The sequence below is a fragment of the Streptomyces sp. NPDC051051 genome (genome assembly GCF_040682975.1).
GTDB lineage: Bacteria > Actinomycetota > Actinomycetes > Streptomycetales > Streptomycetaceae > Streptomyces.
Map to the genome: position 1 here is coordinate 244,507 of NZ_JBFBCB010000001.1, position 19,197 is coordinate 263,703.

At 72.7% G+C, this 19,197-nt stretch carries 18 protein-coding genes; 11 read left to right on the forward strand and 7 right to left on the reverse strand.

What is annotated here, in order from left to right:
• Positions 1-55: 55 nt before the first annotated feature.
• The gene (locus tag AB0N31_RS01165; protein ID WP_366056202.1) at positions 56-943 is read right to left on the reverse strand and encodes a LysR substrate-binding domain-containing protein; all 888 of its coding nucleotides are present in this window, start codon (positions 941-943) and stop codon (positions 56-58) included.
• Between the two features lie 143 nt (positions 944-1,086).
• Between AB0N31_RS01165 and mgrA the strand changes: the two genes are divergently transcribed.
• Complete coding sequence (mgrA, locus tag AB0N31_RS01170; RefSeq protein WP_366056203.1) at positions 1,087-2,079, forward strand: L-glyceraldehyde 3-phosphate reductase; 993 nt, start codon at positions 1,087-1,089, stop codon at positions 2,077-2,079.
• Between the two features lie 170 nt (positions 2,080-2,249).
• Here mgrA and AB0N31_RS01175 read toward each other — a convergent pair whose 3' ends face one another.
• Positions 2,250-2,633: a nuclear transport factor 2 family protein gene (locus tag AB0N31_RS01175; RefSeq protein WP_366056204.1), complete on the reverse strand. Its 384-nt coding sequence runs from the start codon at positions 2,631-2,633 to the stop codon at positions 2,250-2,252.
• A 306-nt stretch (positions 2,634-2,939) separates the two neighbouring features.
• Here AB0N31_RS01175 and AB0N31_RS01180 point away from each other — a divergent pair, with 306 nt between their 5' ends.
• The 4 genes from AB0N31_RS01180 (at position 2,940) to AB0N31_RS01195 (ending at position 7,403) form a co-directional block, all read left to right on the forward strand.
• Complete coding sequence (locus tag AB0N31_RS01180; protein ID WP_366056205.1) at positions 2,940-3,350, forward strand: hypothetical protein; 411 nt, start codon at positions 2,940-2,942, stop codon at positions 3,348-3,350.
• 120 nt (positions 3,351-3,470) lie between these two features.
• A complete protein-coding gene (locus AB0N31_RS01185; protein WP_366056206.1) occupies positions 3,471-5,810 on the forward strand; it encodes an FHA domain-containing protein in 2,340 nt (779 codons plus the stop codon).
• Positions 5,811-5,817: 7 nt separating this feature from the next.
• A complete protein-coding gene (locus AB0N31_RS01190; RefSeq protein ID WP_366056207.1) occupies positions 5,818-6,402 on the forward strand; it encodes a hypothetical protein in 585 nt (194 codons plus the stop codon).
• Positions 6,399-7,403, forward strand: coding sequence for a serine/threonine-protein kinase (locus AB0N31_RS01195; protein ID WP_366056208.1), 1,005 nt, complete (start codon positions 6,399-6,401; stop codon positions 7,401-7,403). The genes AB0N31_RS01190 and AB0N31_RS01195 overlap by 4 nt, the downstream gene beginning before the upstream one ends.
• A gap of 6 nt (positions 7,404-7,409) precedes the next feature.
• On the opposite strand, the gene AB0N31_RS01200 is transcribed toward AB0N31_RS01195, so the two are convergent.
• A complete protein-coding gene (locus AB0N31_RS01200; RefSeq protein ID WP_366056209.1) occupies positions 7,410-8,687 on the reverse strand; it encodes a streptophobe family protein in 1,278 nt (425 codons plus the stop codon).
• A gap of 163 nt (positions 8,688-8,850) precedes the next feature.
• Between AB0N31_RS01200 and AB0N31_RS01205 the strand changes: the two genes are divergently transcribed.
• Together AB0N31_RS01205 and AB0N31_RS01210 are read left to right on the forward strand one after the other, a co-directional pair.
• Positions 8,851-10,101: a DUF6777 domain-containing protein gene (locus AB0N31_RS01205; protein ID WP_366056210.1), complete on the forward strand. Its 1,251-nt coding sequence runs from the start codon at positions 8,851-8,853 to the stop codon at positions 10,099-10,101.
• A 108-nt stretch (positions 10,102-10,209) separates the two neighbouring features.
• Complete coding sequence (locus AB0N31_RS01210) at positions 10,210-10,665, forward strand: ATP-binding protein (protein ID WP_366056211.1); 456 nt, start codon at positions 10,210-10,212, stop codon at positions 10,663-10,665.
• Between the two features lie 35 nt (positions 10,666-10,700).
• Here AB0N31_RS01210 and AB0N31_RS01215 read toward each other — a convergent pair whose 3' ends face one another.
• Positions 10,701-11,588 (reverse strand): RNA polymerase sigma factor SigF, encoded by an 888-nt coding sequence (locus AB0N31_RS01215; RefSeq protein ID WP_366056305.1) that lies wholly within the window; start codon positions 11,586-11,588, stop codon positions 10,701-10,703.
• Between the two features lie 205 nt (positions 11,589-11,793).
• Between AB0N31_RS01215 and AB0N31_RS01220 the strand changes: the two genes are divergently transcribed.
• Positions 11,794-12,198 (forward strand): helix-turn-helix transcriptional regulator, encoded by a 405-nt coding sequence (locus AB0N31_RS01220; RefSeq protein ID WP_366056212.1) that lies wholly within the window; start codon positions 11,794-11,796, stop codon positions 12,196-12,198.
• A 20-nt stretch (positions 12,199-12,218) separates the two neighbouring features.
• On the opposite strand, the gene AB0N31_RS01225 is transcribed toward AB0N31_RS01220, so the two are convergent.
• Positions 12,219-12,821 (reverse strand): ATP-dependent Clp protease proteolytic subunit, encoded by a 603-nt coding sequence (locus AB0N31_RS01225; protein WP_366056213.1) that lies wholly within the window; start codon positions 12,819-12,821, stop codon positions 12,219-12,221.
• Position 12,822: 1 nt separating this feature from the next.
• Positions 12,823-13,476, reverse strand: coding sequence for an ATP-dependent Clp protease proteolytic subunit (locus AB0N31_RS01230; protein WP_366056214.1), 654 nt, complete (start codon positions 13,474-13,476; stop codon positions 12,823-12,825).
• A gap of 286 nt (positions 13,477-13,762) precedes the next feature.
• Here AB0N31_RS01230 and AB0N31_RS01235 point away from each other — a divergent pair, with 286 nt between their 5' ends.
• A complete protein-coding gene (locus AB0N31_RS01235; RefSeq protein ID WP_366056215.1) occupies positions 13,763-14,251 on the forward strand; it encodes a VOC family protein in 489 nt (162 codons plus the stop codon).
• A gap of 114 nt (positions 14,252-14,365) precedes the next feature.
• On the opposite strand, the gene AB0N31_RS01240 is transcribed toward AB0N31_RS01235, so the two are convergent.
• The gene (locus tag AB0N31_RS01240) at positions 14,366-15,259 is read right to left on the reverse strand and encodes an aminoglycoside phosphotransferase family protein (protein ID WP_366056216.1); all 894 of its coding nucleotides are present in this window, start codon (positions 15,257-15,259) and stop codon (positions 14,366-14,368) included.
• A 222-nt stretch (positions 15,260-15,481) separates the two neighbouring features.
• Between AB0N31_RS01240 and AB0N31_RS01245 the strand changes: the two genes are divergently transcribed.
• A complete protein-coding gene (locus AB0N31_RS01245; RefSeq protein WP_366056217.1) occupies positions 15,482-17,140 on the forward strand; it encodes a catalase in 1,659 nt (552 codons plus the stop codon).
• A 341-nt stretch (positions 17,141-17,481) separates the two neighbouring features.
• Positions 17,482-19,098: a cellulase family glycosylhydrolase gene (locus AB0N31_RS01250; RefSeq protein WP_366056306.1), complete on the forward strand. Its 1,617-nt coding sequence runs from the start codon at positions 17,482-17,484 to the stop codon at positions 19,096-19,098.
• Positions 19,099-19,197 lie beyond the last annotated feature (99 nt).

Genomic DNA, 19,197 nt, shown 5'->3' on the forward strand with positions numbered 1-19,197 from the left:
CGCCCCTCGGACCCGTCCGGCACGATCCACCGGACAGGCCCCGGGCGGCCGGACCCTACCCGCCGCGCTCCGTCTCCAGCAGGGCCATCAGCGCGCGTGCCGCCGGGCTGGTCGCCCGGGCGGGCGGCAACAGGGCGACCGTCTCGTACACCACCTCGCCCGCCCCCTCGAGGGGCAGCGCGGTGAGCGCCTCCCGCTTGTGCCGGAAGTGGCGCGGTACGACGGCGACGCCGAGGTTCTCGTCCACCAGGTCCAGCAGGCTGTGCACGTCGTTGACCTCCAGTGCGACCGTCCGGCGGACCCCGGCCGCCGCGAAGGCCGCGTCGGTGGCGCGGCGCGGGCCCCAGTCGGGGTGGAAGTCGACGAACACCTCGTCGGCGACGTCGGCCGGGGTCAGCGCGGCCGCGGCGCCGGTGAGCCGGTGGTCGGGATGGCACAGCACGTACATCGGCTCACCGGTGAGCGAGGCGGAACGCAGCTGGTCGCTGTCCGCCTGCGTGCGGTAGGCGAAGGCCAGGTCCAGCCGCCCGGCGGCCACCTCCTCGGCGAGCGCGCCCGAGCCGGACTGCCGGAGCCGGATCTCCACGTCCGGGTGGCGCCGCCGGAACGCGGCCAGCAGCCCCGCCACGTGCACCCCGGCGATGCACTGCTCGGTACCCACCGAGAGGGTGCCGCGCACCACGCCCTGCACGGCCGCCACCGCCTCGTGCGCGGCGCGCACCTGCATCAGGATCCGTTCCGCCTCCGCCAGCAGCGCGCGGCCCGCCTCGGTCAGCGTCACCCGGCGGGTCGTGCGGACGAACAGGGGCGCCCGCAGCTCCCGCTCGAGCGCGCGGATGGACGCCGACAGTCCCGACTGGGAGACCATCAGGCGTTCGGCGGCACGGGTGAAGTGCTGGTCCTCGGCGACCGCGACGAAGTGCTGGAGGTGGCGCAGTTCCATGATTGAGAAGCCTATCCGCTGAATTCCATCGGATTCTTCTGTTGGACCACTACCCGCAGGCAGGGCGAGAGTGGGTGACGGTCCCGCGACCGGCCTACCGTTGCCGGGACCGGTCTTCCGAGCCAACCCCTCCTGGAGTCGCGTTGTACACCGCACACCCCGACCGCTACGCGCACATGCCCTACCGGCGCACCGGACGCAGCGGCCTGAAGCTCCCCGCGCTCTCGCTCGGACTGTGGCACAACTTCGGGCCCGACCGTCCCGTGGAGACCCAGCGGGCCATCCTGCGCCGCGCCTTCGACCTCGGCATCACCCACTTCGACCTGGCGAACAACTACGGCCCGCCGCCCGGCGCCGCCGAGTCCGCGCTGGGCGAGTTCCTCAAGACCGACTTCGCGCCCTACCGCGACGAGCTGGTGATCTCCACCAAGGCGGGCTACCTGATGTGGCCGGGTCCCTACGGCGAGTGGGGCTCGCGCAAGTACGTGCTGTCCTCGCTGGACCAGAGCCTGAAGCGGATGGGGCTGGACCACGTCGACATCTTCTACTCGCACCGCCCCGACCCGGAGACTCCGCTGGAGGAGACGATGGGCGCCCTGCACTCCGCGGTCCAGCAGGGCAAGGCGCTGTACGTCGGCGTCTCCAACTACTCGGCCGAGCAGACCCGCGAGGCCGCCCGCATCCTGGGCGAGCTGGGCACCCCGCTGCTCATCCACCAGCCGCGCTACTCGATGCTCGACCGGCGCCCCGAGAGCGAGGGCCTGCTGGACGCGCTGGACGAGCTCCAGGTCGGCTCCATCGTCTTCTCCCCGCTGGAGCAGGGCGTGCTCACCGCCCGCTACCTCGACGGCATCCCGGAGGGCTCGCGGGCCGCGAGCGACAGCCCCTTCCTGAACTCCGACGCCCTCACCGACGAACTGGTGGGCAAGCTCCGCGCCCTCGACGACATCGCCGCATCCCGCGGCCAGTCGCTGGCCCAGCTCGCCCTGGCCTGGGTGCTGCGCGGCGGCAGGGTCACCTCCGCGCTGGTCGGCGCGAGCAGTGCCCGGCAGATCGAGGACAGCGTCGGCGCCCTGGACAACCTGGAGTTCGAGGCGGACGAACTGGCCCGCATCGACGCGGTGATCAACGGCTGAGCCGTTCCGCCGGCCGGCGGTGACGGATTCACCCGCCTCTTTTCGAAGCTCGCGCACCGGGCGGCGGTGAATTCCGCTTCCGCTTTTCCGGCGTCGTGCACGGCATCCTCCGTTCGCGGCGATCATTGCCTTTCACCGGGCGGACCGCCGCGAGCGGAGGAATTCACCGGTCATGCCCCGGCCGGCACCCGGTCGAGGAATCCGAGGACGGCGACGATGCGGTCGTCGGCGTCCAGCGTGACGACGTCGGAGCCGGCCACCGGCGCCGACCCGTCCGCCTCGTTCACCAGCTCCCAGGCGAAGCGGGCCGTGTCGTGGTGGCCGTCGACCGTGCCGGTGAGCCGGAAGGCGAAACCGGGGAACCGGTCCTGTGCCGCCGTGACGACGGCCGTGATCCCCTCGTGGCCGCGTACGTCGGCGAGAGGGTCGGTGTAGCTGCCCTGCGGGGCCCAGGCGGCGGCCACGGCCTTGGCCCGGGTCCCGGGCTCACGGGCGTTCCAGGCCTCGAAGTAGCGGGCGACGGCGTTCTGGTAGCGGTCGGTCTGCGCGGACATGGGAAATCAGCCCCCAAGGGGTCGTCGATCCTGGTCAGAACCCGGATTCGGGCTTCCCCGATCCGGTGCGACCACCTTGCCCGCGCCCGCCCGCCGGGTCGATTACCCCGCGGGTAATGACGGCGCCGGCCCGGGCCCGCCGCATTTCGGCCACGAACGCCGGGGAATATGCCAAGAGACTGGCCAAAAAAGCGTGGTGACAGTGTTTCAGTAGTCAACATACTCAAACGTCAGGGGCAGTTCACCCCACAGGAGCCGCATGGAAAGCGAGGCCCGCACCGGCAGCGAGCGACGGGGGAGAAGGACGTGCACGACGAATTCCTGTGCCATGTCACCGCGTACGGAGTGTGCGACGGGCGCCGCATCGGCGTCCCGCTCGGCACCTACCGGGCCCCGACGCTGGCGCTCGCCCTGTGGTGGCTGAGGGACCGCGCCTCCTGGATCGCCGAGCGGCTCGACCCGCAGCCGGAGAGCACGAGCATCCCGCCCAGCGCCCTCGTCCCGGTCTCCGACACCGTGCCGGACGTCCCCCGCCTGCTGAGGGCCTGGTGCGCCGACGTCGACCGGCAGGAACTGATCGCCGACGAACTGGCGGCCGGGCGGCTGGTGCGGATCGCCGCCAGCGACGAGACCACCGAGTACGAACTGCTCGCCGAGTCCGTCGACGCCCTGCGCATGCAGCGGACCGTCCCGCCGCTGGTGATGCCGGTCGGCTGACCGGCATCCGCCGCTGCCGGTCCGGGCCTTCCGCCGGGCCGTAACTCCCGCTGCCGGTGCGCGGTCCGCTGCCGGATCTCCCGCGCGGCGCACCCCGGTGCGAATCGATAGAATTCCGGCATGGCGGAGTCGCCGATCACGTCCACCGCGCCCGAACTCGTGCTGGAGACCGAGACGGGCACCACGGTGATGACCCCGAGCCACGACTACCACGTCGGCCGCGACCCGCTCAGCGACATCGTCCTCGACGACGCCCGCGTCTCCTGGCACCACGCGGTCCTGCGGCCGGACGGCGACCACTGGACCCTCGCGGACGAGCACAGCACCAACGGCACCTACGCCGACGGCCGCCGGGTCCGGGAGTGGAGCATCGGTCCCGGCAGCGTCATCCGCTTCGGCAGCCCGGACGACGGCCCGTGCGCCGTCCTGACGGGCCGCCCGCCGCCCGCCCCGCCCCGCCCCTCCGTGGTGGCCGACCCTGCCGTGACCGGGACGTTCCGCCGGCCCACCACCGTCCGCCCGCTGCCCACCCGTACCGTCCGCATCGGCCGCGCCCCCGACAACGACCTGGTCCTCGACGACCTCGTCGTCTCCCGCCACCACGCCGAACTGCGCGCCCTGCCCGACGGCACCTACGAGATCGCCGACCTCGGCAGCCACAACGGCACCTACCTCAACGGCCTGCCCGTCACGGCCGCCCCCCTCGGGGCCGGAGACATCGTCGGCATCGGCCACTCGGCGTTCTGCCTGATCGGCGACGAACTCCAGGAGTACGTCGACACCGGGGAGGTCTCCCTGGACGTGCAGGACCTCACCGTCGCCGTCGACCGCGGCCGCAAGGTCCTCCTCGACCACGTGTCCTTCCCGGTGGGGGAGAAGTGCCTGCTCGCGGTCGTCGGACCCAGCGGCGCCGGCAAGTCCACCCTGCTCGGCGCCCTCACCGGACAGCGTCCCGCCGACCACGGCACCGTCGTCTACGACGGCCGCGACCTCTACCGCGACTACGCCGAACTGCGCCAGCGCGTCGGCCTGGTCCCGCAGGACGACATCCTGCACACCCAGCTCACCGTCCGCGGCGCGCTGACCTACGCCGCCGAACTGCGCTTCCCCCAGGACACCGCCAAGGCCGAACGCCGGGCGCGCGTCGAGGAGGTCATCCACGAACTGGGCCTCGAACAGCGCGCCGGCCAGCACGTGCACAGCCTCTCCGGCGGCCAGCGCAAACGCGTCAGCGTCGCCCTGGAACTGCTGACCAAACCGTCCCTGCTCTTCCTCGACGAGCCGACCTCCGGACTCGACCCCGGCATGGACCGCTCGGTGATGCACATGCTGCGCGGCCTCGCCGACGACGGCCGCACGGTCGTCGTCGTCACCCACAGCGTCCTCAGCCTCGACGTCTGTGACCGTCTCCTCGTCCTCGCGCCCGGCGGCCGGATCGCCTACTACGGCCCGCCCGACGACGCCCTCGCCTTCTTCGGGTTCACGGACTGGCCCGAGGCCTTCGAGGCCTTCGAACGGGACCGGGACCGCGACTGGGCCGGGGAGTACGCCGCCTCCCCCCTCCACCGCCGGTACGTCGTCGACTCCAGCGCCCAGCCGCTCCTGCCCCACTCCGACCAGGTCGTCGTACCGGCGCCGCCCCGCCCGCGCAGCCGCGGCGCCCAGCTCGGCACCCTCGTCCGCCGCTACACGGCCGCGCTGAGCGCCGACCGCACCTTCCTCGTCATCATGATCGCCCTGCCGTTCGTGATGGGGGCCATGGCCCGCGCCCTCGCCGGCGACCGGCTCACCCGGGACACCGCGATGAACGCGCTGCTGATCCTGTGCGTCGGCGGCGTCCTCACCGGCGCCGCCAACGCCGTACGCGAACTCGTCAAGGAACGCGTGATCTACCAGCGCGAACGCGCCGTCGGCCTGTCCAGATCGGCGTACCTGATGTCGAAGGTCGTCGTGCTGGGCGCGGTCACCGTCGTGCAGGCGGTCGTGCTCACGCTCGTCGCCCTGCTCGGCGTCGACCTCGGCGCCCCCGGCGGAGGGGGCGTCCTGATGCCCCCGCTGGTCGAGATCACCGTCGCGGTCGCCCTGCTCGCCTTCACCGCGATGATGCTCGGTCTGGTGGTCTCCGCCCTGGTGCGCAAGGAGGAGGTGACCATGCCGCTGCTGGTGCTCCTCGCCATCGTCCAGGTCGTCTTCTGCGGCGCCCTGCTGTCGCTGGACGGCGTGCCGGGCCTCGAACAGCTCGCCTGGCTCATCCCCTCGCGCTGGGCGTTCGCCGCCATGGCCGGCACCCTCGACCTCGCCCGGATCGTGCCCGGCGGCCTCACCGGCGACCCGCTGTTCGCGCACTCGGCGGGGGCGTGGCTGCTCAACGTGGGCATGCTCGTCGTGCTCTCGGCCGTCTTCGGATTCGTCGTCTCCCGGCTGCTGCGCCGGCACGAACCCGCCGTGATGCGGAAGTAGGCCCGCGATGACGCCCTCCGGCTTCCGGCCCACGCACGTCGTCCCCCAACAGGGCATGCCCGCCTGGGAGACCCCCGATCCGGCCCGGCCCACCGTCCCCCTCGACCCGCTGCTGCCCGTCCGCCTCGTCGAGCGGCGCGGCGACTGGGGACACGTGCTGTGCTCCAACGGCTGGTCGGCCTGGGTGGACGGCCGCTACCTCGTCGCCGTGCCCCAGGACCCGCCCCTGCCCGACGACCCCCTCACCACCACCGCCGACCCGCGCCCGCTGCTCGGCCGGACCGAACAGGCCCTGGCCCGCTACCGCGCCGCCGTCGAGGAACTCGCCACGGGCGGCCTCGACGGCGAGGCCTTCGGCCGCCGCACCCAGGGCCTGCGGATCGGCGTGGTCGTCGACGGCGAGTCCGTCTGGCTCTACGACCCCGCCCGGTTCCGCTGGGTGTACGGCGACGGCAGCCGGCTGAGCACCTACGCGGCCGACGACCCGCCCGCCGCGGTCCAGGACGACGGCCGGGACGCCGGTCCGCACGGCGGCCCGGACAGTGGCCACGCCCCCACCCGGGTCGTGACGCCCGACGGTGAACGCCGATGACCCGCGAGCCGACGAGCCTCTTCTCCGGCCGGCCCTCCGACCTGATCGGCCGCCAGGTGGCGGGCTACCGCATCGAGCGGGAGATCGGGCGCGGCGGCATGGCCGTCGTGTACCGCGCCCGCGACCTGCGCCTGGAACGGACCGTCGCGCTCAAACTGCTCGCCCCCGAACTGGCCCGCAACGACACCTTCCGCAAGCGTTTCACCCACGAGTCCCGGGTCGCCGCCGCGATCGACCACCCGCACATCGTGCCGGTCTTCGAGGCCGACGAGACCGACGGACTCCTCTACATCGCCATGCGGTACGTCGCCGGCGGCGACCTGCGCCACCTCCTCGACGAGCGCGGACCGCTGCAGCCGGCCGCCGCCGTCCGGATCGCCGCCCAGGTCGCCTCCGCCCTCGACGCCGCCCACGAGCACGGCCTCGTCCACCGCGACGTCAAACCCGGCAACATCCTCGTGGACCGCGGCACCGACAGCGACCACCCCGAACACGTCTACCTCACCGACTTCGGCCTGACGAAGAAGTCGCTGTCCCTCACCGGCTTCACCACCGTCGGCCAGTTCGTCGGCACCCTCGACTACGTCGCCCCCGAGCAGATCTCCGGCCGCCCGGTAGACGGCCGCTGCGACGTGTACGGCCTGGCGTGCGTCGTCCACGAGACCCTCGCGGGCCACCCGCCGTTCCGCCGCGACGACGACATGGCCCTGCTGTGGGCCCACCAGTACGACGAGCCGCCCCCGCTCACCACCGCCCGCCCCGACCTGCCGCCCGCCGTCGACGAGGTCTTCGCGCAGGCCCTCGCCAAGACCCCCGACGCCCGCCACCCCACCTGCCTCGCGTTCGTCGCCGCCCTGAGGACGGCACTGCTGTCCGGCTCACCCCGGCGGCACCCGCCGACGGAGGCGGACCGCAGACCCGCGGCAGCGGGACGGGACCGCCCCGAACCTCCGCCCCGGTGGGCGGCCCCGGTCTTCGAACCACGAGGCGGCCGTGCCTGACGCTGCCTAGCGGATGCCGTCGCCCACCCTTCCCCGGCCGGCTCTCCCGCGGGCCGGCAGTGCGCCCAGGAAGCCGGCGACCAGCCCCCACAGCGCGGCGAGGCCCAGCGCCGACCACACCTCGGGGCGCAGGAACAGGTCACCGGTGAGGCCCGTACCGCCCAGGTCGCTGATGCCGAACAGCGTCAGGCCGTAGTGCGCGGAGATCCGGCCGACGAGGCAGACCGTCAGCACCGTCAGCACCAGGGCCACCGCCATGTGCACCGCATGCCGCCAGGCCGGCGTCCGGGCCGGGGAACGGGCCGCCATCACGAACGCCGCCGCCAGCAGCAGCACCGCGTCCACGGCGACCAGCCACCACACCCGGCCGTCCTGCTCGCCGAGCGTGCGCAGGTTCAGCGTTGCGGTGTCCGAGCCGCGCAGCACCTCGTCCAGCACATGCGGTATCGGCAGCCCGAACGGCCCCTGCACCCGGCCCTCCCAGGTGGCGCCCAGCCCGATGGTGAACGCGAGCCACACCAGGTTGGGCAGGCCGAGCAGCACCAGGGCGAGGGTCTCCGCGGCCCGGCCTCGCGTCGCCGCGGTCACGAGCGCCACGGCCACCCCCAGCGCGACGCACGCGAGCAGCAGCACCACCATCGCGTACGCCGCCGGCCGCACCGACTCCTGGAAGCGCAGCAGCCGCGGCGGCAACGGAGCCCCGCGGGAGACCAGCAGCGCCAGCACCAGCACGCCGGCCAGCCAGAGCAGTCCGGACAGCAGGGTGAGCGGCACATCGGTGGTGAAACCGGCCTTCGGGGTCACGCCGAACACCTCACCGAGGTCGTTCAGCGTGTCGTCGCCCAGCGACACCGCGAACGTCCGGCGGGCGGCGAGGGCGAGGGCCGTCAGACCGAGGAGCCACACCACGGCGATTTTGACCGCCCAGCCGGCGAGTTCGGCCGCCGAGGCGACCGCCCGGTGCCGCAGCGGCCGGAGGAACCCGGCGGCGGTCGCCAGGGCGCCGACGAGCGTCACGGACAGCGGGATCACCGTGAGGCCCGCCCGCGTGCCGGCGATCCCCCCGGCATCGGCGGAGAGTTCCACCGAGCCCCCGACCGCGGTGACGACGGTCGCCGCGACGACCCTCGGGTAGGCCCCGCCGGGCAGATCGGTCGCGCCCGCCGCCCACAGCCCCAGCGCGGCCGTGACCGCCATGGTGATCAGCGCGGCCGGCGCCACGGCGAACGCCGGCACCCAGCCGTGACGGGACGACGCCTGACCGGAGGGGAGGTTCGGGCTCACCCTCGCCACGCTAAGCAGGGCCCGGCCCGCACGCCTGCCGGGAGAGCCGTCCGCGTCCACTTGCGGATGAAGTGTGACAAGAGCACACAATGAAGACGTTGCGGACCAAGCGGCGTGCAGCGTTACGTGAGTGGCGTCGCGGGAGATCCCGTCGGGAGTGCTCGTGAGTGTCGAACCGCCCTCCTCCGGCCGCCCCTCAGGCCCGCCCTCCGGCCCGCTGTCCGGCCCCTCGCAGCCGCCTTCGGGGCCGCCCGCCCCGCCGCCCGGCGGAACCTCGGGCGGCTCGACCTCGCCGGGCGGCGGCCCCGGACCGGACCGGCCGTGGTGGAGGTCCGCCTCCCGTATCGCGCTGCTCACCGCCGCCCTCGTCGTCGCGGCGGCCGTCGCGATCGTCCTGACGACCCGCTCCGGCGGTGGCGGCTCCGACGGTGACAGCGAGGTCTTCCTCCAGGCCGCGGGCAGGACGGGCCCGGACCCCTTCACCGAGTCCACCGCCACCGGCAGCTCACCCCCGCCCACCACCACGGCCCCGGCGACCACCTCCGCGCCCGCCAACGCCGTACGGGGCGTCGACGGCGGCGCCCCCGGCCTGTACGGCGGCACCCGGGACGTGGCCGCCTGCGACGTGGAGAAGCAGGTCACGGCACTGCGGGCGGACCCCGACAAGAACCGGGCGTTCGCGTCCGTCCCCGGCATCGACCCGGCCGAGGTCCCCGCCTACCTGCGGGCCCTCACCCCCGTGCAGCTGCGCATGGACACCCGTGTCACCAACCACGGCTACCGCGACGGCGCCGCCACCTCCTACCAGGCCGTCCTGCAGTCCGGCACCGCCGTCCTCGTCGACGGCCACGGCGTGCCCCGCGTGCGCTGCGCCTGCGGCAACCCGCTGACCCCGCCCGTCGCACAGCAGACCACCCCGAAGCGCACCGGCGACTCCTGGCCGTCGTACCACCCCGCGAACGTCGTCGTGGTCACCCCGTCGACGGCCGTGATCGACGTCTTCGTCCTGTACGAGCCCGGCGCCGACCGCTGGTTCGCCCGGCAGCGGGGCGACACCGGCGGCAAGGACGAGCCCGCCGAGCCCCCGGTGACCCCGCCCAAACCGTCCGCGAGCGTCACCACGCCCACCACGCCCACGTCGCCGTCGACCTCCCGCGGCCCTGAGCCGCCGGACTCGACCAGCCCTTCGCCGCCCCCCGGTTCCGAGGAGCCGCCCTCGTCGCCGGAGCCCTCGAACCCCTCGGAGCCCTCGTCGCCCTCGGAGCCCTCAGGCCCCTCGGAGCCCTCAGGCCCGTCGGGGCCGTCGGGCGAACCGCGGACCGAGGACTCCACGTCCTCCGGGGCGGTCGACACCACGTCCCGCTCCGCACCCCCCTCGGCCGACCGGTCCCCGAGCCGTTCACCCGTGCTGTGAGGCAGCCCATGGCGGCCGGGCCGAGACCGGGGGACTGCACGGCCCGTTTCGGGGTACGAGCGCTGGTGCAGCAGCGTCCGGCCAGGCCGGCCTCCGAGAGAGAAAAGCATGATCAAGCACCTGGACGGGGCAGTGATACCGACCGGTTTCGACGTACCCGTGGAGCCGCTCCGCCGCGCGGCGCACTACACCGGTGAACCCGGCTCCATCGCCGAGGCCCGCGACTTCGCCGCCCACTTCGTCGACCAGCTCAGGACCGAGTGGTGTGCGGGCATGGACGACCGCTTCGGCGACGACGTCATGCTGGTCGTCAGCGAGCTGGTCACCAACGCCGACCGGCACAGCAACGGCCCCTACATCCTGGAGCTGGAGGGCACGGACACCTCGGTGACGGTCGCCGTGTACGACAGCAGCGACCGGCTGCCCCTGCGGTTCCCCAAGGACCCCCGCCGCGTCGGCCACCACGGTCTGGAGATCGTGCACGCCATCGCCACGGAGATCACCGTCGACCGCATCCCGGTCGGCAAGCGCGTCCGCGCCGTCCTCGGGGTCGCCACCGGCTGACGCCGTGGGGCCGGCGGCCCCACGGCACCGGGCACTCAGGCGCAGCCCAGCTCGCCCAGCATCCCCTCGCGCAGCCGCACGATGATCCGCTTGATCAGGCGGGAGACGTGCATCTGCGAGCAACCGAGCCGCTCCCCGATCTCCGCCTGGGTGGCCTCCTCCACGAACCGCAGGTGGATGATCTGCCGGTCCCGCTCGCTCAGCTCCGCCATCAGCGGAGCCAGCGAGTGGAAGTCCTCCACGAGCCGCAGGCCGTCCTCCTCCACACCGATGAAGTCGGCCAGCACCGCTTCGCCGCCCTCGGGCCCGTCACCGGTGAGGGCGGCGTCCAGGGAGGAGGAGTTGTAGCCGTTGGCCGCGATCCGCGCCTCGATCACCTCGGGTTCCGTGAGGTTCATCAGCGTGGCCAGCTCGGCGACGGTCGGCTCCCGGTCGAGGCGGCTGGAGAGCTCGTCGCGCGCCTTGGCCAGCTCCACCCGCAGCTCCTGGAGACGCCGGGGCACGTGCACGGCCCAGGTCGTGTCCCGGAAGAAGCGCTTGATCTCGCCCACGATGTAGGGCAGCGCGAAGGAGGTGAACTCGACCTCGCGCGAGATCTCGAACCGGTCGATCGCCTTGATCAGGCCGATCATCCCGGTCTGGACCACGTCCTCCATGTCGTCGCCGCGGCCCCGGAACCGGCCGGCCGCGAACCGCACCAGCGACATGTTCATCTCAATGAGGGTGTTGCGCACGTACTGGTACTCGTACGTCCCCTCCTCCAGCTCCGCCAGCCGCTGGAAGAACTGACGCGACAGCTGGCGTGCGTCGCGGGGGGCCACGCGCCTGGGGTCCTCGACTCCCGGCAGCGGTGTGCCACCCGTGCCGGCCCCGGCGGTGTCCTCGACGACCTGTGCCTGCGACCCGATCACGGCGGTGTGCATTACCTCTCCCACGAAAGTCACGGTCCGACATCTGTTGTACCCGATGCGTGAGCGGACCGAAGGCGACGAGCCCGCTCACGCAGCGCGTACCCCGAGTCGGCGAACCCATGCACGCCAAAACGCGCCGATTCCTTCTGCCGCGATTTCCCTGAGGGCGGAACGCCGGGGCCCTGTCCGCGGCGGCCGGTCCTCCTAGGCTTGGACGGTGAGCAACCAAGCGCCGAACCACGCCCGCGTGATCCCGCTGCGCCCCTCGGCGGAGCGCCCGGGAACCGCCCGCCCCGCCGACCGGCCGCCCACCCCCAGAGAACCCCTCTGGCGCGACCTCGTCGGCGACGTCCTGCGCCGCGAACGCCAGGCCCAGGAACGCACGCTGCAGGACGTCGCCGACGCCGCCCGCATCTCCATGCCCTATCTGTCGGAGGTGGAGCGCGGCCGCAAGGAGGCCTCCTCGGAGGTCCTGGCGGCCGCCGCCCGCGCGCTCGGCCTGAGCCTCGGCGACCTGCTGGCGCGCGCCCGGGGCGAGCTGCTCCGGCTCACCAGCCGGACCTCGCAGCCGAGCCGTACGACGACCACGTCCTCGCTCGACGGACTCTGCCTGGCCGCCTGAGGCACGCCCGGGCCGGTGCCTCACCCCCGCGCGGGGCGCCGGCTCAGCACCTCGTCCGCCAGGCCGTACGCCACGGCCTCGTGCGCGGTGAACACCTTGTCGCGGTCCATGTCCGCGCGCAGGGTCGCGACGTCGTGGTGCGTGTGCCGGGCCAGCACCTCCTCGATCTGGGCGCGGATGCGCACCATCTCCTTCGCCTGGAGCGCCAGGTCCGACACCGTGCCCTGCCGCCCGCCACTGGCCGGCTGCCCGAGCAGCACCCGCGCGTGCTCCAGCACGAACCGCCGCCCGGGGTCCCCGCCCGCCAGCAGCACGGCCGCGGTGGAGGCCGCCTGGCCGACGCAGAACGTCGCGAGGGGGGCCTGGACGAACGTCATCGTGTCGTATACGGCCATCAGCGAAGTGAACGAGCCGCCGGGGGAGTTGATGTAGATCGCGATCTCGTTCTCCGGCGCCGACGACTCCAGATGGAGCAGTTGCGCGATGACGACGTTGGCGACGCCGTCGTCGATCTCGGTGCCGAGGAAGATGATCCGCTCGGCCAGCAGCCGGCTGTAGACGTCGTAGGACCGCTCGCCCTGCGGGGTGCGCTCCACGACGTTCGGAATCGTGTACGTCCCCATGTCAGAGCCCCATCCGTCGCTTCGAGGCGGCCGGGCGGACGTCGGCCAGCGACTCCACCACCCGGTCGACGATGCCGTACTCCCTGGCCTCCTCGGCCGTGAACCAGCGGTCGCGGTCGCCGTCCCGGGAGATGGTCTCCGGGCTCTGACCGGTGTGCTCGGCGGTGATCCGCTCGATGGTCCGCTTGGTGAACTCCAGGTTCTCGGCCTGGATCTCGATGTCCGCGGTGGTGCCGCCGATGCCGGCCGACGGCTGGTGCATCATGATGCGCGCGTTCGGCAGCGCGTACCGCTTGCCGGCCGTGCCGACGCTCAGCAGGAACTGGCCCATGCTGGCGGCGAATCCCATCGCCAGCGTCGAGACGTCGTTCGGGACGAGCCGCATCGTGTCGTAGATGGCCAGGCCCGCGTGGACCGATCCGCCGGGGCTGTTGATGTACAGGCTGATGTCGGTGCGCGGGTCCTCGGCCGACAGGATCAGCAACTGCGCGCAGACCCGGTTCGCGGACACCTCGTCGACCTGGGTGCCGAGCAGCACGATGCGCTGATCGAGCAGTCGGGCCGCGAGCTGGTCGTCGAAACGGCTAGGAGGGGTGTCACCCTCTCCGGCCCGTGGCAGCAGGGCCGGCGCGGAACCGGTGAGGTGTCGGGACATGGGCGCTCCTTGTCGAGAGGGGAGTGCGGCGGCGTCGGCCGCCGCGCCACCCACTCTCGGCGCGCGCCCGCCCCCGCGGCGGATTTCCCTGCCCTGGGCAGATTCGCCGACAGCAGAGGGCCTCCTGCCACGGCCTGCGCGGGCGGGTCCCCGGACGAGCCCGAATCGGACGAGCCCGCACCGCACGAGCCGAAACCGGGGCGCCGCCGGGCGATGAGTTCCGGGCGCCGCACCGGTCGACACTGATGACCGCGTTCCCCGCACCCTCGCGCTCCTGGAGGAACCCATGACCACCGACGGATTCACCACGTGCCTCTGGTTCGACGGCCAGGCGGAGGAAGCCGCCCACCACTACGCGTCGATCTTCAAGAACTCGAGCGTCGGCACCGTCGCCCGCTACACCGAGGCCGGCCCGGGCCCCGCCGGCTCCGTGATCACCGTGGAGTTCACGGCCAACGGCCAGAAGTTCGTCGGCCTGAACGGCGGCCCGCAGTTCACGTTCAACGAGGCCATCTCGTTCCAGATCGACTGCGCCGACCAGGAAGAGGTCGACTACTACTGGGAGAAGCTCATCGAGGGCGGTGGCGAGCCCGGCCCCTGCGGCTGGCTCAAGGACAAGTACGGCGTGTCCTGGCAGGTCGTGCCCACCGAGATGATCCGCATGCTCACCTCCCCGGACCAGGAGAAGGCCGGCCGCGCCACCAGGGCCATGCTCGCCATGGGCAAGCTCGACATCGCCGCCCTGCGGAAGGCCTACGAGGGGGAGGGGGAGTAGACGAGCAAGGGCCGTCGGGAGGGGGGCAGGCCTCGGGCTGGCGGTCCGGAAGGCCTGCCACCGCCGGCCCGTACCTTCCCGGGCTGCGGCCGGGGCCCACCCGTCCGCCGCCCGTCACCCCCCGGCCTCCGCCAGGATCTCCTTGATCACGTGCCGGGAGTTCTCCGCCAGCGGCGGATTGGTCTCCCAGTAGAACGGCAGCTGGATCAACGAGATCGACAGCGCCCAGCCGCGGCCGCGCGCCCACTCGGCGTCGTCCGCGCCCACCGCCGCCCGGAAGGTGGCGCGGGCCGGCGCCGGCAGCAGGTTCCAGGCCGCGATCAGGTCCACGGCCGGGTCCCCGACACCCACACTGCCGAAGTCGATCACGGCCGCCAACCGGCCGTCCGCCACCAGCACGTTGCCCGGTGACAGATCGCCGTGGGCCCACGCGGGCGGTGCCGTGCGGCCCGGCGCCCGCAGCGCCTCCTCCCACAGGGCGGTGACCGCGACCGTGTCGATCCTGCCCGCCAACCGGGCGATGGCCGAACGGGTGGGCGCGTCCCGTTCCGCCAGCGGCACACCCCGGTGCCCGGGCGGCCCGCCCCGCGCGTCGACCCGGCGCAGCCCGGCGACGAACGCCCCCAGGTCCGCGGCCAGCGCCTCGGGCCGTTCCAGGGCGCCCGCGACGGGATTGCGGCCGTCCAGCCACCGGTAGACGGACCACGGCCAGGGGAACCCCTCACCGGGAGTGCCCTGTTCCAGCGGCACCGGCGCGGCGACGGACAGCCGCGGCCCCAGCCGCTCCAGCCAGAGCCGCTCGTGGGCCACGCTCTCCACCGCCCCCGGATACCGGGGCAGCCGCACCACCTTGTCGGCGCCCAGCCGGAACATCGCGTTCTCCGTCCCCGAGGACTCCAGCCGCTCCACCGGCAGCGACGCCCACCGCGGGAACTGCTCGGCGACGAGCCGCCGTACCAGCGCCGCGTCCACGTCGACCTCGTCCGGGCGCATCCTCACCGCACACATGCCGCTCATTCCAGGTGAACGGCCCGGCGGCTGTCCAGCGGGTTTACGGGCGGGCGTCACCGTCGTCCGGATGCAGCGCGCCGCGCCCGGGCCCAAGCTGACTCGTGTGACTCGTCCCGGCCCATCGGGTACCCGAGCCGTCCGTCCGAGATTCCGGCGGTGGCTGCGCGGCAGCCCCGCGCCCCGTGACCGCGGGGAACCGACGCGAAGGAGCGCATGTACATGACCGACGTATCGAGCAAGGGGCCCGATCGCGGCGACGACCGGAAGGTGCTCACCAACCGGCAGGGCCACCCGGTCCACGACAACCAGAACCAGCGCACCGTCGGCGCCCGCGGTCCCGCCACCCTGGAGAACTACCAGTTCCTCGAGAAGATCAGCCACTTCGACCGCGAACGCATCCCCGAGCGCGTCGTCCACGCCCGCGGCGTCACCGCGTACGGCTACTTCGAGGCGTACGGCACCTGGGGGGACGAGCCGATCGGCCGTTACACCCGCGCCAAGCTGTTCCAGGAGCGCGGCAAGCGCACCGACCTGGCGGTCCGCTTCTCCACGGTGATCGGCGGACGCGACTCCTCCGAGGCCGCCCGCGACCCGCGCGGCTTCGCCGTGAAGTTCTACACCGAGGACGGCAACTGGGACCTCGTCGGCAACAACCTCGGCGTCTTCTTCATCCGGGACGCGATCAAGTTCCCGGACGTCATCCACGCCCTCAAGCCCGACCCGGTCACCTTCGAGCAGCAGCCGCGCCGCATCTTCGACTTCATGTCGCAGACCCCCGAGTCGATGCACATGCTGGTCAACCTGTTCAGCCCGCGCGGCATCCCCGCCGACTACCGCCACATGCAGGGCTTCGGCGTCAACACCTACAAGTGGGTCGACGGCGAGGGCCGCACGGTGCTGGTCAAGTACCACTGGATGCCCAAGGCCGGGGTGCGCAGCATGACCGAGGAGGACGCCGCCAACGTGCAGGCGGACTCCCTCGGCCACGCCACCAAGGACCTTTACGAGAGCGTCGCGCGCGGTGAGTACCCCGAGTGGGAACTGCTCGTGCAGATGATGGAGGACGGCGAGCACCCGGAGCTGGACTTCGACCCGCTCGACGACACCAAGACCTGGCCCGAGCAGGAGTTCCCGCCCAAGCCGGTCGGCAGGATGGTGCTGAACCGGATGCCGGAGAACTTCTTCGCCGAGAACGAGCAGATCTCCTTCGGCACCGGCGTCCTCGTCGACGGACTGGACTTCTCCGACGACAAGATGCTCATCGGCCGTACCTTCTCCTACAGCGACACGCAACGCCACCGCGTCGGCCCGAACTACCTCCAACTGCCCGTGAACCGGGCGAAGAACGCCGACGTGCGCACCAACCAGCGCGACGGGCAGATGACGTACCACGTGGACGGCGGCGGCGAGAACCCGAGCGTCAACTACGAACCGTCGATCACCGGCGGGCTCCGGGAGGACCGGTACCCCACGCACGACGAGCAGGGCCCGGAGATCCGCGGCCGGCTGACCCGCAAGCGCATCCCGCGCACCAACGACTACCAGCAGGCCGGTCAGCGCTACCTGCTGATGGAGCAGTGGGAGCGCGACGACCTGGTCCAGAACCTCACGGCGGCGCTCGCCGAGTGCGACCGGCCGGTGCAGGAGCGCATGGTGTGGCACTTCCTCCTGGTCGAGAACGACCTGGGGCTGAGGATCGGTGAAGGCCTCGGCATCACCCCCGAGGACGTCGCCGACCTCGAACCCCTGGCGAGCCAGGACCTGACCGAGGAGGACCGCGACCGGCTCGCCCACCTGGGCAAGAACCCGCCCCGTGACGTGGAGGGCCTCACGATGACCCACTGCGTACCGGACGAGCGGCACGTCGTGACCCGCTGAGAGGTACGGGGCGGCATCCCGCCGGAACACCGCGGGGGCCGGACGGGCCGCCCCGGAGACAGGCCGTCGGCCACCTCGTCGCAGTGACGGGGCGGCCGACGGCCTGTGCGCGATGTCTTGACGTGTACTTGCCGCAGTGGCTTCATGGGAGCGCTCCCATCCCCATCCTCCCGATGCCTGAGTTTCTGGCGCTCACTCCTGGAGTCGCAGTGAGAAGAGCACGCAGCACGACCCGAAAGAGGTTTCTGCCCGCCCCCGCCCCCGCCCCCGTCGGTCCGACGGGGGCGGCGAGTCGCTCCGCCCCGGCCGGTCCGCGTCACCCCGCCCCCTTCCTGGCCGGTCTGCTCGCCCTCGCCGTCGTCCTGGGCCTGGGCTTCCTCGTCCCGGCCGGGGCGCAGGCCGCCGAGGCCCCGCGCGCCCTCGCCACCGGCCTGCACGTCAGCGACGGACGCCTGCTGGAGGGCAACGGCAACGATTTCGTGATGCGCGGCGTCAACCACGCCCACACCTGGTATCCCGGTGAGACGCAGTCCCTCGCCGACGTCAAGGCGCTGGGCGCCAACACCGTCCGAGTCGTCCTCTCCGACGGTCACCGCTGGACCAGGAACACCCCCCAGGACGTGGCCGCCGTCATCGGCCGGTGCAAGGCCAACCGCCTCATCTGCGTCCTGGAGGTGCACGACACCACGGGCTACGGCGAGGACACCGCCGCCGGCACCCTCGACCACGCCGCCGACTACTGGATCGGCCTGAAGGACGTCCTGGCCGGCCAGGAGGACTACGTCATCGTCAACATCGGCAACGAGCCCTGGGGCAACACCGCCCCGGAGGGCTGGACCGCCCCGACGATCGCCGCCGTGAAGAAGCTGCGCGCCGCCGGCCTCCAGCACACGATCATGGTCGACGCCCCCAACTGGGGACAGGACTGGCAGGGCGTGATGCGCGCCAACGCCCGGACCGTCTACGACGCCGATCCCACCGGCAACCTGATCTTCTCCATCCACATGTACAGCGTCTTCGACACCGCGGCGGAGATCACCGACTACCTCAACGCCTTCGTCGATGCGAAACTCCCCCTGCTCATCGGCGAGTTCGGCGGGCCCGCCGACCAGTGGGGCGACCCCGACGAGGACACCATGATGGCCACCGCCGAACAGCTCGGCCTCGGCTACCTGGCCTGGTCCTGGAGCGGCAACACCGACCCGGTCCTCGACCTCGCCACCGACTTCGACCCGACCCGCCTCAGCTCCTGGGGGCAGCGGATCTTCAACGGCGCCAACGGCATCGCCCGGACCGCGAAGGAGGCCACCGTCTTCGGCGGCGGCACCCCGGGCGACACCCGGGCGCCGACCGCCCCCGGCACCCCGGTGGCCTCCGCCGTCTCGGCCACCTCCGCGACGCTCACCTGGGGCGCGGCCACGGACGACGTCGGCGTCACCGGTTACGACGTCGTGCGGATCAGCGGCGGTACCGAGAGCAAGGTCGCCGCGTCCACGGCGAACACCGCCACGCTGACGGGCCTCACCCCGGACACGGCGTACACGTTCGCCGTCTACGCCCGTGACGCGGCCGGCAACCGCTCGGCGCGCTCGGCCACGGTGGACGTCACCACCGACGAGGGCGGCGGCACCCCGGGTGCGGCGTGCTCGGTCGGCTACCGCGTGGTGGGGCAGTGGTCCGGAGGTTTCCAGGCCGAGATCGCCCTGCGCAACACCGGCACGGCGGCGGTCGACGGCTGGACCCTCGCCTTCGCCTTCCCGGACGGCCAGACGGTGACGAACATGTGGGGCGGCACCCCCGCCCAGAGCGGGAGCGCGGTGAGCGTGGCCGCGGCGTCGTACACCTCGACGATCCCCGTCGGCGGCTCGGTGACCGTGGGCTTCATCGGCACCAAGGGCGCCACCAACACGGCGCCGACCGCGTTCACCCTCAACGGCACCGCCTGCACGACCGGTTGAGCGACCCCGTTCCCGTCGGCCGGCGAGGGCCTCGGGCCTCCGCCGGCCGACGCGTGCCGCGGGGCCGGCATCGGCGTCGAACGGGCGGCCGGCCTTGTA

Bases quoted from the DNA above. Each gene is read 5' to 3' on its own strand.
- AB0N31_RS01235 (WP_366056215.1), top strand. From the start codon at position 13,763: ATGACCACCGACGGATTCACCACGTGCCTCTGGTTCGACGGCCAGGCG.
- AB0N31_RS01185 (WP_366056206.1), top strand. From the start codon at position 3,471: ATGGCGGAGTCGCCGATCACGTCCACCGCGCCCGAACTCGTGCTGGAG.
- AB0N31_RS01230 (WP_366056214.1), bottom strand. From the start codon at position 13,476: ATGTCCCGACACCTCACCGGTTCCGCGCCGGCCCTGCTGCCACGGGCC.
- AB0N31_RS01240 (WP_366056216.1), bottom strand. From the start codon at position 15,259: ATGTGTGCGGTGAGGATGCGCCCGGACGAGGTCGACGTGGACGCGGCG.
- AB0N31_RS01165 (WP_366056202.1), bottom strand. From the start codon at position 943: ATGGAACTGCGCCACCTCCAGCACTTCGTCGCGGTCGCCGAGGACCAG.
- AB0N31_RS01195 (WP_366056208.1), top strand. From the start codon at position 6,399: ATGACCCGCGAGCCGACGAGCCTCTTCTCCGGCCGGCCCTCCGACCTG.
- AB0N31_RS01190 (WP_366056207.1), top strand. From the start codon at position 5,818: ATGACGCCCTCCGGCTTCCGGCCCACGCACGTCGTCCCCCAACAGGGC.
- AB0N31_RS01245 (WP_366056217.1), top strand. From the start codon at position 15,482: ATGACCGACGTATCGAGCAAGGGGCCCGATCGCGGCGACGACCGGAAG.
- AB0N31_RS01175 (WP_366056204.1), bottom strand. From the start codon at position 2,633: ATGTCCGCGCAGACCGACCGCTACCAGAACGCCGTCGCCCGCTACTTC.
- AB0N31_RS01215 (WP_366056305.1), bottom strand. From the start codon at position 11,588: ATGCACACCGCCGTGATCGGGTCGCAGGCACAGGTCGTCGAGGACACC.
- AB0N31_RS01225 (WP_366056213.1), bottom strand. From the start codon at position 12,821: ATGGGGACGTACACGATTCCGAACGTCGTGGAGCGCACCCCGCAGGGC.
- AB0N31_RS01210 (WP_366056211.1), top strand. From the start codon at position 10,210: ATGATCAAGCACCTGGACGGGGCAGTGATACCGACCGGTTTCGACGTA.